General features: G+C 63.1%; 14 protein-coding genes, 1 tRNA gene and 1 pseudogene. 5 read left to right on the top strand and 11 right to left on the bottom strand.

Annotated features, from left to right (window positions below; translation table 11 throughout):
* Positions 1-519 precede the first annotated feature (519 nt).
* From Q1V43_RS08500 to Q1V43_RS08510, 3 genes are all read right to left on the bottom strand, one after another.
* Positions 520-789, bottom strand: a complete 270-nt coding sequence (locus Q1V43_RS08500) for a DksA/TraR family C4-type zinc finger protein (RefSeq protein WP_300516509.1) — start codon at positions 787-789, stop codon at positions 520-522.
* 267 nt (positions 790-1,056) lie between these two features.
* Entirely contained in the window at positions 1,057-1,953 is an 897-nt protein-coding gene (rpoH, locus tag Q1V43_RS08505; protein ID WP_300516512.1) for an RNA polymerase sigma factor RpoH, read from the bottom strand.
* A 153-nt stretch (positions 1,954-2,106) separates the two neighbouring features.
* Entirely contained in the window at positions 2,107-3,147 is a 1,041-nt protein-coding gene (locus Q1V43_RS08510; RefSeq protein ID WP_300516515.1) for an RluA family pseudouridine synthase, read from the bottom strand.
* On the opposite strand from Q1V43_RS08510, the gene Q1V43_RS08515 reads away from it, so the two are divergent.
* Positions 3,146-3,469, top strand: coding sequence for a DUF6476 family protein (locus Q1V43_RS08515; RefSeq protein ID WP_300516518.1), 324 nt, complete (start codon positions 3,146-3,148; stop codon positions 3,467-3,469). The genes Q1V43_RS08510 and Q1V43_RS08515 overlap by 2 nt on opposite strands.
* A gap of 369 nt (positions 3,470-3,838) precedes the next feature.
* Positions 3,839-4,108, top strand: coding sequence for a hypothetical protein (locus Q1V43_RS08520; protein WP_300516521.1), 270 nt, complete (start codon positions 3,839-3,841; stop codon positions 4,106-4,108).
* A gap of 78 nt (positions 4,109-4,186) precedes the next feature.
* Here the strand turns inward: Q1V43_RS08520 and Q1V43_RS08525 are convergent.
* Positions 4,187-4,263 (bottom strand) — tRNA-His (locus Q1V43_RS08525).
* A 104-nt stretch (positions 4,264-4,367) separates the two neighbouring features.
* On the opposite strand from Q1V43_RS08525, the gene Q1V43_RS08530 reads away from it, so the two are divergent.
* The gene (locus tag Q1V43_RS08530; protein ID WP_300516523.1) at positions 4,368-4,568 is read left to right on the top strand and encodes a DUF6324 family protein; all 201 of its coding nucleotides are present in this window, start codon (positions 4,368-4,370) and stop codon (positions 4,566-4,568) included.
* Positions 4,569-4,607: 39 nt separating this feature from the next.
* Here the strand turns inward: Q1V43_RS08530 and Q1V43_RS08535 are convergent, their stop codons facing one another.
* Both Q1V43_RS08535 and Q1V43_RS08540 read right to left on the bottom strand, forming a co-directional pair.
* On the bottom strand, positions 4,608-5,114 hold the full coding sequence (locus Q1V43_RS08535; protein ID WP_300516525.1) for an MmcB family DNA repair protein: 507 nt from the start codon (positions 5,112-5,114) through the stop codon (positions 4,608-4,610).
* A gap of 445 nt (positions 5,115-5,559) precedes the next feature.
* Positions 5,560-5,907 carry a hypothetical protein gene (locus tag Q1V43_RS08540; protein ID WP_300516540.1) on the bottom strand — a complete coding sequence of 116 codons (348 nt, stop codon included), beginning with the start codon at positions 5,905-5,907 and terminating at the stop codon, positions 5,560-5,562.
* A 78-nt stretch (positions 5,908-5,985) separates the two neighbouring features.
* Here Q1V43_RS08540 and Q1V43_RS08545 point away from each other — a divergent pair, with 78 nt between their 5' ends.
* A complete protein-coding gene (locus tag Q1V43_RS08545; RefSeq protein ID WP_300516527.1) occupies positions 5,986-6,447 on the top strand; it encodes a hypothetical protein in 462 nt (153 codons plus the stop codon).
* A 73-nt stretch (positions 6,448-6,520) separates the two neighbouring features.
* On the opposite strand, the gene nusB is transcribed toward Q1V43_RS08545, so the two are convergent.
* The 5 genes from nusB to Q1V43_RS08570 form a co-directional block, all read right to left on the bottom strand.
* The gene (nusB, locus tag Q1V43_RS08550; protein ID WP_300516529.1) at positions 6,521-6,988 is read right to left on the bottom strand and encodes a transcription antitermination factor NusB; all 468 of its coding nucleotides are present in this window, start codon (positions 6,986-6,988) and stop codon (positions 6,521-6,523) included.
* Positions 6,985-7,536, bottom strand: coding sequence for a 6,7-dimethyl-8-ribityllumazine synthase (locus tag Q1V43_RS08555; protein WP_300516531.1), 552 nt, complete (start codon positions 7,534-7,536; stop codon positions 6,985-6,987). Before Q1V43_RS08555 ends, nusB begins: the two co-directional genes overlap by 4 nt.
* Before the next feature lie 3 nt (positions 7,537-7,539).
* Positions 7,540-8,670 carry a 3,4-dihydroxy-2-butanone-4-phosphate synthase gene (gene ribB, locus Q1V43_RS08560; RefSeq protein WP_300516533.1) on the bottom strand — a complete coding sequence of 377 codons (1,131 nt, stop codon included), beginning with the start codon at positions 8,668-8,670 and terminating at the stop codon, positions 7,540-7,542.
* A 204-nt stretch (positions 8,671-8,874) separates the two neighbouring features.
* Positions 8,875-9,843 carry an MBL fold metallo-hydrolase gene (locus Q1V43_RS08565; protein WP_300516535.1) on the bottom strand — a complete coding sequence of 323 codons (969 nt, stop codon included), beginning with the start codon at positions 9,841-9,843 and terminating at the stop codon, positions 8,875-8,877.
* Positions 9,844-10,046: 203 nt separating this feature from the next.
* Positions 10,047-10,634 carry a riboflavin synthase gene (locus Q1V43_RS08570; protein WP_300516537.1) on the bottom strand — a complete coding sequence of 196 codons (588 nt, stop codon included), beginning with the start codon at positions 10,632-10,634 and terminating at the stop codon, positions 10,047-10,049.
* Positions 10,635-10,880: 246 nt separating this feature from the next.
* Between Q1V43_RS08570 and Q1V43_RS08575 the strand changes: the two are divergent.
* A pseudogene (locus Q1V43_RS08575) lies at positions 10,881-11,311 on the top strand (capsule biosynthesis protein CapA); the annotation flags it as partial.

The following is an 11,311-nucleotide window of genomic DNA, read 5'->3' on the forward strand; positions in this document are numbered from 1 at the left end:
CAGCTTCGAGCGTCAGGGCATCGGCCAACCAAGCCTTGAGCCACTATCCCCATAGCACCAAAATCCTCCCGCGCTTTCCTCCTTGTTAGATTTGTCGCCGCTGCAGCTCACGCTGACAGCAGCCACAAACCTTGGACAAAGTTGCCTTTAGCTTCAGAAGTCCAGATGACCGCATTCGTCAACAGGTTCAAAATCCACGCATTGTATCAAGCCGATCCCTCATAAAGCTTTCAAGCGGCAGCTCTCAGCAACGCAGGTTTCACCGCGAGCGCCCGCAACCTGGCGGCATCGAACGACGTGCTGCTGATGAGCCAGTTCGACATCCCAAAGGCCGATGGTCTGTTTGGCCTAGAAACCGCTTGATACTTTGTCTTCGGGGGCTCACTGGCTAAGTGAAGCCACCGCAGGCCAAGGTCAGAACCGTCGGCGTGTTGAAACTTGTTTGCTGTTGGAAAGTAGCCGACTTCCGTACTGCCTGCAGGACTATGGATATCGGCGGAAAAGCCGCCGTTCGGCAGCTCACTTCAACTGGCTGTCCTTCGACCCCCGCCGGTTGAACCCCGGGCGTGACTTGAAACCAGCATCCCTTTCCCGCACGCAGTCGATGCAGAGCTTGACCCCCGGCAAGGCCTGGCGTCGCGCCTCGGGGATGGGTTCTTCGCATTCGGCGCAGTGGGTCAGGCTTTCACCCACGGGCCGGGCCCTGGCACGCATGCGCTCCAGTTCCTCGTTGATCGAGGCCTCAATCTGTTCGCCGACCGCGCCGTCGCGGCTCCATCCACCTGCCATGGGGTCCTCCGTGTGGGCCCTCAGCAAAGCCCGGGGACCACGGCGACGTCAAGCCTTGAGCCTTCCCCGGCAAGGAATCCGGTCGAGCATCACCAGTTCAGCCCCCAGTTCAGCCTCAACTTCAACCCCGGAGGCTGCATGGAAGGACCGCCACGCGCATGTGCCAACCGAAAGAGGTGCATCCGCCCTTTCCGAAAGACAGCAAACCCGCCCGAAATCCGGTTTCGGGCGGGTCCGGGATCCATCTGCGGTCCAACTGCGCGAGGGTCAGGCGTTTTCCAGAAGCCCCCGTTCGGCGGCCAGTTCCTGCATGCGTTTTTGCAGTTTCTCGAAGGCGCGCACCTCGATCTGGCGAATGCGTTCGCGGCTGACGCCATAGACCTCGGACAGGTCCTCCAACGTGACAGGTTTGTCCTCCAGACGGCGCCGGGTCAGGATGTCGGCCTCGCGTTCGTTCAGCACGTCCATCGACTGGGCTAGCATCTCGCGGCGCACATCCAGCTCGTTCTTTTCGGCATAATCCCCGGCCTGGTCGGCGTCTTCATCCTCCAGCCAGTCCTGCCACTGCATCGCGCCCTCGCCGTCTGCCGAGACGGTCGCATTCAACGACGCGTCCCCGCCCGACATGCGGCGGTTCATCGAGATCACCTCGTCCTCGGTCACGTTGAGATCGTTGGCAATGCGTTTGACGTTCTCGGGACGCAGGTCGCCATCCTCCAGCGCACCGATCCGCGCCTTGGCCTTGCGCAGGTTGAAAAACAGCTTCTTCTGGGCCGAGGTCGTGCCCAGTTTCACCAGCGACCACGACCGCAGGATATACTCCTGGATCGAGGCGCGGATCCACCACATGGCATAGGTCGCGAGCCGGAAACCCTTTTCGGGGTCAAACCGTTTCACCGCCTGCATCAGGCCCACGTTGGCCTCGGAAATCACCTCGGCCTGGGGCAGACCGTAGCCGCGATAGCCCATCGCGATCTTGGCCGCGAGGCGCAGGTGCGAGTTTACCATCTGGTGCGCCGCATCTCGGTCCTGATGGTCGACCCAGCGTTTGGCCAGCATGTATTCCTGTTCCGGCTCCAGCATCGGAAACTTCCGAATGTCCTGAAGATAGCGGTTCAGACCGCCTTCGGGTGTCGGGGCCGGCAAGTTCTTGTAATTGCCCATGAACTCTCCAAAGTCTCACTGTCATGCGCTCGAATGTTTCGAGGCTTAACATCCAGATATGACGCCACGCTCCCGTTTCAAGGGTGTTAGCGCCAAAAGTCTTTCATAATATGAACCTTTGTACGCCCTGCCGAAAGGGTGGAAAGCCTGACCTCACGCCGTTGTGCGCAAGGTTTCAACCAGCCCGGCCATATCCTCTGGCATAGGGGCGGCAAAGCGCAGGGCCTCGCCCGTGACCGGGTGGACGAACCCAAGGGTGGCGGCATGCAGCGCCTGACGCGGGAAGGCGCGCGCGGCCTCGACCGCCATTTCACCCACGGCCTTTGCATTCATCCTGCGCCGACCGCCATAGGTCTGATCGCCGATCAGCCCGTGCCCCGCATGGGCCATGTGCACGCGAATCTGGTGGGTGCGGCCGGTTTCCAGCCAGCATTCGACCAAGGTGGCCTGTGTGGGCTGGCCGAAGCGCTCTACCACCCGCGCGCGTGTCACCGCGTGGCGCCCGCCGGTGAACAGCACCGCCTGGCGCTGCCGGTCGGTCTTGTGACGTGCCAACTGGGTGGTGATCTTGAGGATATTGCCGGGCTCGAAACTCACACCCTTCACCCCTGCCAGGCGCGGATCGGCGTGGTCTGGTACCCCGTGCACCACCGCGTGGTAATGGCGTTCGACCGTGTGTTTCGCGAATTGCGCGGCCAGCCCCTGATGGGCCGCATCGGTCTTGGCCACCACAAGCAAGCCCGAGGTGTCCTTGTCGATGCGATGCACAATGCCGGGCCGCGCAACACCGCCGACGCCTGAGAGGTTGCCACCGAAATGGTGCAGGAGGGCATTGACCAGCGTACCCCCCGGCGAGCCGGGCGCGGGATGAACCACCATGCCCGCAGGCTTGTTCACCACGATCAGGTCGTCGTCCTCGAACAGGATCTCCAGCGGAATGTCCTCGGGCCCGATGTGGCTTTCTTCGGCGGCCGGGACCGCAACTTCCAGCACGTCGCCCTCGGCCACGCGGCCGCGCGGGTCATCCATCACTTCACCGCCCCGCGAGACTGCCCCCTCGGCAATCAGCTTGGCCAGGCGCGAGCGCGACAGGGCCGCTGCCTCTGGCACATTGCGCGCAATCGCCTTATCAAGACGCTTGGGCGGGTTTTCCCCGATCACGATCTGAACCACGGCAGAGGGCTCTACGGACATGGACAATACTCCGATTGAGGATCCCGGCACGCCGCCGCCCGGTCTGGATGGCACGGTTCGGTTCCTGAAGATCCTTGTCACCACGCTGACCGTGACGACCATTGTGGGTCTCATAGTGCTGATTTCGGTGATTGTCATGCGGGTTCAACAAAACCCGCCCCTCGCACTGCCCGCCCGGGTTGCCCTGCCCGAGGGCACCTCCCCCATCGCCATTACCCAAGGGCCGGGCTGGTATGCCATCGTCAGCGAGGACAGTCGCATTCTGGTCTTCGACACCGAAACCGGCGCGCTGATCCAGGAGGTGACGATCGCCCGTCCTTGATCCGACCGCCTGGGGTCGGGAACCGATACTGGCGCGCCGGGCATCGGGATACGATCAGAAGGCGCCATCTGACCTGTATTCCAGTAGCGGTATCGACCGTGCCTTCCCCCATTCCCTGCCTTGTCCCGATCCGGGCCAGCCGCTTGAGGCCCCGGGCCGGACACCCGTTGTCCATTAACCCTTTGTTAGGAAAAACCTCGAAAATCAAAGGGATTCCCTTCATAACTTGTTAGGGACGTCGGCGGCCAGAGGGTGGCAGGTTCACCGGCACCATCACAGCAATTTTCCGGTCTAGGAGGCCCGGCCCGCGGTACGTCCCGCGAACGGTACCGCTTTGCCTGTCGCAGACCCATTTCACAGGAGCGAGCCATGCGAGCAATAGCGCAAACCTGCATTCTGACCACGGCCCTGTCAGGGTGCTTCTACGGCAACTATGACTCGGAGCTTCACATGGCGGCCGGATCGCTGACCCAGCAATACGTGGCCCGGCAGACCGGCAGCCAACTGACCGGCTGCATTGCGGCCATCGGCGTGGGGGTCGCAAAGGAAGCGGTCGATGGGGTGGTAGACGGTTGGGTCAGCGACAGCCGCGACATCCTGGCGACGGCGTCAGGTTGCCAGTTCACCGTCAGCTGGTAGTCCCGCGGCGCGCTGGGTCGTCGAAACCCGGCGGCAATTCCCCCGTTCTGTGGGTCGCCAAACATGTTTTCAGGGAGATGGTACCGACACCCCGGCTCGAACGGGGGACCTCTTGATCCACAATCAAGCGCTCTAACCTACTGAGCTATGTCGGCACGCTCGGGGGATGTACCCGGCCCGCACGGGGTTTGCAAGGGGTGGGGTTGAAAAAACCTCACCCCGCGCGTAAGCCCTGCCCATACGCCAGAAGGAGGCCATCATGGGCATCAACTCGCAAAGCGAAATCGCCGCGGATCTGCAGATCGGACCGACCGACCAGGGCATGGTGCGCATCTATGTGGCCGGTAACGGGGTCGAGCTGCCAATGGATTTCGACCCGGAAGAGGCGATGGAAATCGCCGAGGAAATCCGCGCCGCCGCCCAGCAGGCCGAGGCGCTGATGGCCAAGGGCAGGAAGTAACTTACGCGTCACGCAAGGCAGAGGCCGCGCGCACGTCGTCTAGCCCATCGGCCCGCTCAGCGCCGCGACACCGGGATCGCGGTAGCCCTGCAGGCGCCGCGCCGCGTGCTGGGCGAATTTCTGGATCAGCACACGGCGCCGCGCCGGGGCAAGCTTGTCCTCCTGCCCCATGCGGATGATCTCGGCATCATATTGGTCGGCAATGATCAGACCGGTGCCATCCGGCAGCAGCTCGGTCGGGAATCCCGCATCCACCGCCCAGAAATAGCGGTCACACCAGTCCAGGTAGCCCTGCCACTTGGTATCCGACGCGAAATCCGCGCGCGAGGATTTGCATTCGATCACCCAGATCTCGCCCTTCGGCCCCAGCCCCATCACATCGACCCGCAATCCCCGCGTGGGCACGAATTCCTCGATCGAGACGAAGCCGTGCGCCGGCAGGTGCCGCGCAACGCCACGGGCCAGCAACTGGCCGGGTTGCAGATTGGGACCGGGTCTTGGGTCGGGCCGGGGATCGGGCCTGGGATCGGGTGTGAGATCGGACATGGCAAAACAAGAACAAGTCATGAACAAAAAGTCAAGCGCCCCTTGGGGAACCCCGAGAGGGATCCGGTGGACTGTCTGAAACGCCGGATGACTTTCGCGGTCGGAGCCTTCCCGGTCGACAGGGAGGCCTCGTCGAACCGTCCCCCTTGCGGCCACGCCCACAACCCCCTATTTACGGCTCTGGCGGTTCTGCCCTTCTCGTCACCATGAGGTAAAATTCCGGTGGCCTTAAGCAATTCCGAGGGAGCTGGCTCTGTCATGGCCGTGGCCACGTTACCCGGCGCCCACCTGTATTTACAGGTCCTCGGGAATTCAGACCTCGACGGCTGCGCGCGGTTCCGCCACTTTATCCTCTGCGGCAGGTATCTGCTGCGGAACGCGAAAACGCCCCACCGATCCGGCGGGGCGTTTTTCGTTGGGGCGGGGCGAAATCAACGGGGCGGGATCAGCGGCGGTGCATGTGGCCCCGGTTCACGTGACCCTGACGCGGGCGGCTGTTTGGCGTGACTTCGACCCGCACCGGAATGTCGGTCGCCACCGGCACACGTGTGCCGCCTGTCGTCGTATCGTCCTTTTCCTCCATCCGCATGATCGAGATCGCGAACTGAACGCCCGAGAAGATGATACCGTTGAACATGAACAGCATGACCCCCGCGACAATCCCCATGTCCGAGGTCGAAATCAGGTGCCACAGGTTGCCCACATTGGCCCAGAGCAGAAGCGCCACGAACACGCCTGACAGGACGAAACCGATCAGGACCTGACGGATATAAAGGCGCACGAGTTTGGGCACTTGCGAATTGGGCATGGATGGCTCCCTGGAATCACTCCATTCAGCCTAGCGCATAAACGAGGGAAGGAAAGGGGCGGCATGTCACAACCGTTCCGGCAGGCCGACTTGACCTATGTCGTGGAAGCGCGCGCCTGCCCCGCGCATGATGTGCGCGACTCACATGCCAAACGCCAGGAGCCCCACATGACCCTGCCCCAGCTCACCGCCCTGATTGCCCTCGTCGCCACCCCGGCGCTGGCCGAACCGGCGGTCATCACGGACGAGGATGCCTTCCGCGGCTTCGCCGTCGACCGCCCGATGGGCTTCGGCATCGGCGATCAGGTGATCCATGGAGACGGGTCCGTCACCGGCGAGGTCTACGGCCCCGGCAGGTTCACCGGCAGCTGGGAATGGCGCGACGGGTTCTATTGCCGCGTGCTGGACATGGGCGGCAACGAGATACCGGAGGATTGCATGGTGGTTCAGAAAGTCGATGACAAAACCATGCGCATGGTGCGCGAACGCGGTCAGGGTCGGGTCTACGAGTTCATTTTCAAGTAAAGCCCTGTTTTTAGGCAAGAAACGACGAAGGCCCGGCGATTGACCGGGCCTTTTCGATAAGCTGTCTGCCGGCTCAGAACGCCTCGGGCCTGACCTCGCGCGCCATGTGGTCCAGCACCGCATTGGCGAACTTGGCCTCGTCCCCTTCCGGGAAGAAAGCCTTGGCCACATCGACGAATTCGACGATCACCACCTTGGGTGGGGTCGCGGATTGCATCAGCTCGGCACCCGCCGCGCGGAACAGCGCGCGCAGGGTCGGGTCGATGCGGGCAATCGGCCATTTTGCCACCAGCGCCCGGTCGGTCGCCTGGTCGATGGCCGCCTGGTGATTCACCGCATCCTCGATCAGCTTGCGAAACAGCGGCGTGTCGCCTTCGGCCATGGTGTGGGTATCGAATTCCTCGCCAAAGCGGTGATCTTCGAACTCCACCCGAACCCGGTCCACGGTCTGGCCGGTCTGCTCCATCTGATAGAGCGCCTGCACGGCGAAAAGCCGCGCGGCCGATTTCATCTGACGTTTCTGGTTGCCGGACAGGGTCATGCGCTGGGGGTATCCTTCATTTCGCCCGCCAGCTTGATCTGATCGGAGATCGTCTTGAACCCGACCCCCTTGCTGGCGCCGGCCCATTTGCGCGAAAGCGCGACCAGATGCAAGGCCGCAGCGGCCGCGCCGCCGCCTTTGTTCTGATCGGCGGGATCTGCACGGACCTCGGCCTGGGGGCGGTTCTCGACGGTCAGGATGCCATTGCCGATGCAGAGCCCATTGAGCCCCATCAGCTGGATCGCGCGGGAGCTGTCGTTGCAGACCGTGTCGTAATGGGTGGTTTCACCCCGGATGACACAGCCCAGGGCGACATAACCGTCGAAATTCGACAGGCGGTCGGCCATGGCAATCGCGGTCGGCACCTCCAGCGCGCCGGGCACTTCGACGATGTCCCAGCTGCCGCCGACGGCTTCGATTTCCGCCTTTGCCCCGGCAACCATGTTGTCGGCAATGTCCTTGTAGTAGGGCGCGACGACGATCAGGATCCTGACCGGCTTGTCAAAGCGCGGACGGTCCAGGATGTAATGCTGTTCAGCGGTGGCCATGGATCATTCTCCGTAGATCGGGCGGGTGCCCGTGATGTTCAGCCCATAGGCGTCCAGGCCGACATATTGCGTGTCCGGGCTGTCGGTCAGCAGCACCATGTCATGCAGCCCCATTGAGGACAGGATCTGCGCGCCCAGACCGGTATGGCGGATGGTGCGGGGGCCTTCTTCCTCGTCATCATGAAGGGTCTTGCGCGGCTCGCGGAACAGGCAGACGACACCGCGGCCTTCCCTGGCGATCAATTCCATCGCGTGCGACAGTTCGCCCGCCGGTTTCGGGCCCAGGCCCAGCAGGTCCGAAGCGGCGGTCAGCGCATGGGTGCGCACCAGCACCGGCTCTGGCGTGGTGATGTCGCCCTTGATCATGACCACGTGCTCGATGCCGTGGATCTGGTCGGTGAACAGGCGCATCTCCCACTTGCCGCCGAACTCCGACGTCACCGTCTCGCGCGAGGTTTCGCGCACCAGGTTGTCGTGACGGCGGCGGTAGGCGATCAGGTCGGAAATGGTGCCGATCTTCATGTCATGTTGCCGGGCGAACGCCACCAGGTCGGGCAGTCGGGCCATGGTGCCGTCTTCCTTCATGATCTCGCAGATCACGCCGGAGGGATGACGGCCCGCCAGGCGCGAGATGTCGACGGCGGCCTCGGTATGACCGGCGCGCACCAGCACACCGCCGTTGCGCGCGCGCAGCGGGAAGACATGGCCGGGGGTGGCTATCTCGGCCGGGCCGGTGTTGTCGCCAATGGCGGTGGCCACGGTCAGGGCGCGGTCGGCGGCCGAGATGCCGGTCGACACGCCCTCGCGCGCCTCGATGGACACGGTAAAGGCGGTCTCGTGGCGCGAGGAGTTGTGCATTGCCATCATCGGCAGGCCCAGCTCGGCCACACGGTCGGCGGTCAGCGGCAGGCAGATCAACCCGCGCCCATGGGTGGCCAGGAAGTTGATCACCTCGGGCGTCGCGGCATCGGCGGGGATGACCAGGTCGCCCTCGTTCTCGCGATCCTCGTGATCGACCAGGATGTACATGCGGCCCTGACGGGCCTCCTCGATGATCTCCTCGGCCGAGGCGATGGCGTCGGAAAGGCCGGCCTCGACCGGACCCGGCGTTTCGTAAGTGGTGCTGTCAGCCATGATATGTCCCTTTTGGCCCCGTGGGTGGTGACGCGGTGGTGCAGACAGTCAGATACCGCAGGCGCGCCCGCGATACCAGTGCCCAAAACGACAGGCTGACGTGCAGAAACGCACGGTCAAAAGGGTGTAACGCGCCCGAGCGGGGGCCACCACGCCCCGCGTGAGATCAAGCGGGCGCGGAACGCGCCCTCCATCGGGAAACGCTCAGAACTGCCAGATCGCGGGAATGAACTCGAACACGTCTCCACGCGGTTTCACATGCCCCACCCCCGGGAACGGGAAGTGATAGCCCAGAACCGCGATCCGGTCCGCGGCGGCCATGTCCAAAAGCTTGCGCCGTGTCGCCGCCGTGCGTTCGCCGTCATGGTCAAAGCTGTTGAACCAGTCCGGCTTGGCGAAGTTCATCAGGGGGTTCGACATCGCGTCCCCCAGCGCCATCAACTGCTGCCCGCCGCTTTCCACCACCAGCGACATGTGCCCCGGCGTGTGGCCCGGCGTTGCGACCAGGCGTAGCCCCGGCGCGACCACGTGCCCATCCTGTGCCAGGGTCCATTCCAGCCCGTCGGTTTGCAGGGAATTCACCGCCCCCACCACGAATTGCTGTCTGGTCGGGTCCACACGATCGACCAGCCCGTCCTGCATCCACCAGTCATATTCATGCGTGCCGATGATATATTCGGCGTCCGGGAAGATCGGTTCATCGAAATCGTCGCGAATGCCCCAGATATGGTCCGGATGGGCGTGGGTGATGACGACATGGGTAATGCCCGCCGGGTCGATCCCGGCCGCCTCCAGGTTGCCCGTCAACTGCCCTGCGGTGTCGATCCAGCGACTGCCCGAGCCGACATCGACCAGCACCCTGGCCTCTCCCAGTTCAACATAGAGGTGATTGGTATGGCTATAGCCCGCTTCCGGGTCCAGATAATGCTCGGCCAGGAAGGAGAGCCGGTCCGCTTCGCTGGCATTGATCGCCTGCCCCGACATGGGAACAGAGAAATAGCCGTCAGATACGATCGTCACCTGCGCCTCGCCCAGGGTGAACCGGAACTGGCTGGCATTGCCGCCATCCGGAGGCGTCAGGATCGCGGCGCGGGCGGCGGCGGGCATGGCAAAGGCAGGGGCGGCCGCCGCCAGGCGCAAGAGGTCGCGGCGGGTGGGTTTCAGCAGGCTCATCGGGGTCTCCTCATCCGGTTGCCCCGATCATATGCAATTTCAGGAATGTGACAAGAGCGTGCTGCCGGATCCGCGGAGATTATACGGTCCCAAGTCCGATCACATCCCGCCGCCGGCGTTCACCGGGCGGGAAGCCCCTCCGGCGACAACATCAACTTCAGACGACAAGCCGTTAAAATAAAGAAGAATACTCCGCTTGAACCTCAGGAGTACTCCGCCAGCCGCGCAACGTAGCGGGCCAGCGTATCGATTTCCAGATTGATACGGTCGCCGACCTTGGCCGCGCCCCAGTTGGTCACGTCCTTTGTGTGCGAAATCAGGTTCACGCCGAATGTATCACCCTCGACCTCATTCACCGTCAGCGACGTGCCATTCAACGCAACCGAACCCTTCGGAGCGATGAACTTCGCCAGCTCCGCAGGCACCTTGAAAGTCACGCGGGTCGAGTCGCCTTCCACATGCATCTCGACAATCTCGGCCACGCCGTCCACATGGCCCGACACGATATGCCCGCCCAGTTCGTCGCCCACTTTCAGCGCCCGCTCCAGGTTCACGGCGTGGCCGACCTCCCAGTCGCCCAGGTTGGTCTTTGATACGGTTTCTGCCGAGATATCAACCTCGTACCAGCCGTCACCCAGGGTCACGACGGTCAGGCACACCCCGTCCGAAGCGATCGATGCCCCCAGGTCGATCCCCGCCACGTCATAGGCGGTTTCAATACGCGCGCGCAGGTCGCCCGCCTTTTCCAGCGCCGCAATGCGGCCCACGTCGGTAATGATCCCGGTGAACATGGTCTCTCCTTCACAGGTCGGGCAGATTTCTGGCCGAAAATGCCCCTGCCCGGCGCCACACGCAACCCTTCCTTAACCACTTCCGCGCCAGACTTGCCTCCGGACAGGACTCAAACCGGCAACGGATGGCTGCAAAATGGCCATCTGCGCCTGTATTCCCCACGTTTGGCGTGACAAACGGCAGATTTATGCGCAAAACGAGGGCGCGCCAACGGAAAGAATTCGGCGGAGTTTGAGACAATCGGAATGCAGCAGATTTCTGGCCAGAACCGAAGGTTCCTGTTTCTGCAGGGGCCGCATGGGCCGTTCTTCTGGCGGCTTGCCAAGATGCTGCGCGCGGCCGACGCAGAAGTCTGGCGCGTCGGTTTCAACCGCGGGGACGAGGCCTTCTGGTTCGACGATGCCAGCTACATCCCCTTCACCGACCCGCAGGAGGCCTGGCCGGACCGTTTCCACACCCTTCTGGACGACCACGGAATCACCGATATCGCGCTGTATGGCGACGTGCGTAACATCCACGCACAGGCAATTGAAATCGCACGAGAAAACGGCCTTCGAATCCATGTGTTCGAAGAGGGCTACCTGCGCCCCTACTGGGTGACATACGAGCGCGGCGGGTCGAACGGAAATTCGCGGCTGATGGAGTTTTCGGTCGACCATATGCAGCTTGTTCTGGC

It is taken from the genome of Aliiroseovarius sp., from assembly GCF_030148435.1.
Classification (GTDB): domain Bacteria; phylum Pseudomonadota; class Alphaproteobacteria; order Rhodobacterales; family Rhodobacteraceae; genus JASBTN01.